The sequence below is a fragment of the Sulfuricurvum sp. RIFOXYD12_FULL_44_77 genome (assembly GCF_001830725.1).
Classification (GTDB): domain Bacteria; phylum Campylobacterota; class Campylobacteria; order Campylobacterales; family Sulfurimonadaceae; genus Sulfuricurvum; species Sulfuricurvum kujiense_A.
On the sequence record NZ_MIBU01000047.1, the window covers coordinates 1 to 2,055 of the forward strand.

3 protein-coding genes are annotated in these 2,055 nt (G+C 42.7%); 2 read left to right on the forward strand and 1 reads right to left on the reverse strand.

Going from position 1 to position 2,055, the window contains the following annotated elements:
* Positions 1–118 precede the first annotated feature (118 nt).
* Together A2517_RS02245 and A2517_RS02250 are read left to right on the forward strand one after the other, a co-directional pair.
* Positions 119–898 (forward strand): undecaprenyl-diphosphate phosphatase, encoded by a 780-nt coding sequence (locus A2517_RS02245; RefSeq protein WP_294893743.1) that lies wholly within the window; start codon positions 119–121, stop codon positions 896–898.
* 4 nt (positions 899–902) lie between these two features.
* A complete protein-coding gene (locus A2517_RS02250; RefSeq protein ID WP_294893744.1) occupies positions 903–1,517 on the forward strand; it encodes a hypothetical protein in 615 nt (204 codons plus the stop codon).
* Between the two features lie 67 nt (positions 1,518–1,584).
* Here the strand turns inward: A2517_RS02250 and A2517_RS02255 are convergent.
* On the reverse strand, positions 1,585–2,055 hold a 471-nt coding region (locus tag A2517_RS02255; protein ID WP_294893745.1), incomplete at its 5' end, for a non-canonical purine NTP pyrophosphatase.

A 2,055-nucleotide genomic window follows, 5' to 3' on the forward strand; every position in this document is an offset into this window, starting at 1 on the left:
CATTCAAAAATTCCTTGAGGGAAAGTGTCATAAATCCGCGCATTTTATCCTATGTGAGGTTAGGGGAGGTTTAAGGGGTGAGGCTATGGTACAATTGCACCAAAAAAAGAGCTCAATTATGACCTTATTTGACGCATTGATCCTCGGAGCATTGGAGGGAGTCACCGAATTTCTCCCCATCTCCTCGACGGGTCATCTTATCCTCGCTTCGCAACTGTTAGGATTGGAGCAAACCAACGCCCACAAAGCGTTCGAAGTCTCCATCCAACTCGGAAGTATCCTCGCCGTCTTATTCCTCTATGCCAAGCGGCTAATGCAGGACAAAATGTTGTGGCTTAAAATCGGTGTCGCTTTTTTACCGGCAGGTATTTTGGGATTTTTGTTTTACAAACAGATCAAAGCCCTCTTCGGCGTGGAAACAGTGAGTATTATGTTGATCGCAGGGGGAATCGTTTTTCTACTGTTTGAGTATCTCCGTCGTGACAAACCCATCGATGCGGGAAAAGATATCTCTGAGCTGAGTTTCAAAGAGGCCTTTACCATCGGGGTGTTTCAAAGCCTCTCGATGATCCCCGGAACGAGCCGTTCAGGTGCTACCCTCATCGGCGGATTGATTATGGGACTTAGCCGTAAAAGTGCGGCGGAGTTTTCGTTTCTCCTCGCGATTCCGACGATGATTATCGCAACCGCCTACGATCTACTCAAACACCGTAACGAGATGGTGGTGGATGATTATTTTATGCTCTCGGTAGCGTTTATAACGGCATTTGTATTTGCCCTCGCAACGGTCAAACTGTTCGTCACCTTTGTCAGCCGCCACACTTTTACCCCGTTTGCGATTTACCGCATTGTCGTCGGGTTAATATTCTTTTATTTTGTCAGCGCACTTCCGGCGTGACATTATGACAAACAGTTGGTTCAAAAAACTACTGAGTTTTATAACAGCAATCATTGTCTTTATTGCTATCTGTATTCTCAGCTTGCAAATCAACCATTTTTTGCCTGATTACATCAGCTTTATACTCTTTTTTGCATCACCATTACTACTGGTACTAAGTATCTACATAGCTTATCGTTTAACAAAAGTTTTAAATGCAACGCTCACTACTTGGAAAATTATCACTTTAAATATCTTAATCATATCAACGCTATTAACCCATTTATGGATGGATCAAAATTTTTATCCTCGTGGTAATGAAAGTTCACTTAGTCTTTGCGGTAGTTCTGATGAATACGATGTATATTCGCCTGATAAAACAAAAAAAGCTATTGTTTATCTTTATTCATGCGGTGCTACTACAGGATACACAACACGAATCGCATTAGCCAATCCTAATGACAAATTAACAGATACAACACAATCTTCAGATATATATGCTGTAGACTACGCAGGTATTGATAAAATCACATGGCTTAACAATCATCATATGCTTATTGAGCATAATCAGACACGTGAAATTTTTTATTGGGATAATGTACACGATGGAATTAAAATAGATTTTCGTCCTATAAACTAAAATCTTTTCATACTTTATTTTCCAAACTGGATTCCGTATCAAGTACGGAATGACGAATATCAAATAATCATCTCGTCCGCAAAAACTTAATCTGATCAATCAAAATCTTCGCCAGTTCCAACCCTTTGGAGCGGTGCGAAAGCCCTTTTTTCACATCGTTCGGTAATTCTCCAAGTGTTTGATCGTATCCGCTCGGAATGAAGATCGGATCGTATCCAAAACCGTTCTCGCCCCGGAGTTCAGTAATCACATCCCCGTGCATCCATCCATGAACACAGTTCTCCCCTTCACGTGAGACAACTGCTATCGCCGCCGTATAGTGTGCGGGAGATGTTTCCAGAGCTTTTTCTTTTAACGCCTCTACCAGTTTCAGAAGATTATCCCGATCACTCGCACCCTCTCCGCCGTAACGGGCGCTGTAAATCCCCGGAGCACCCTCTAGTGCATCGACACTGATACCGCTGTCATCGGCAATCACAATCGCCTCGGAATCATCCAATGCCGCATAAACCGCACGAGCTTTAATCAACGCATTTTC

Excerpts from the sequence above, each read along its gene's own strand:
- A2517_RS02245 (WP_294893743.1), top strand. The coding sequence starts at position 119 with ATGACCTTATTTGACGCATTGATCCTCGGAGCATTGGAGGGAGTCACC.
- A2517_RS02250 (WP_294893744.1), top strand. The coding sequence starts at position 903 with ATGACAAACAGTTGGTTCAAAAAACTACTGAGTTTTATAACAGCAATC.